Annotated in this window: 1 pseudogene; it reads right to left on the bottom strand. The window is 45.2% G+C overall.

Annotation, left to right across the window (positions count from 1 at the left end):
- A pseudogene (locus IWT5_RS12250) lies at nucleotides 1-294 on the bottom strand (ISL3 family transposase); the annotation flags it as partial.

Raw genomic sequence — 294 nt, 5'->3', positions numbered from 1 at the left:
TGTGTTTCGGCATCCATCATTTCAAAACTCATGGTCTCATCAGCGTTGTTAGTCGTTTTAATCTCATCCAGCAAAAGTACTTCTGGTAAGTGCTGCCAATTGGGTTCGAAGTAAGTTGCGGATTGCATTAACATACGGGCAACAAAGCTAGCAGAAGTCGCCAATTCGTTAGCGATATGTTTTAGTGAGACCGGCTCTGCGAGTCGTTCTAAGCATTCTTGGCGGGTGGAACTGGAAATTGAACAGTGCTTTGGCACTAAACTGGTTTGAGCCAAGAAAGTCCGCTGACATTCC

Source organism: Secundilactobacillus mixtipabuli, assembly GCF_002217925.1.
GTDB classification, from domain to species: Bacteria; Bacillota; Bacilli; order Lactobacillales; family Lactobacillaceae; genus Secundilactobacillus; species Secundilactobacillus mixtipabuli.
Note: the sequence above shows the minus strand (reverse complement) of the source record. Positions and strands in the feature narration are given on the sequence as shown.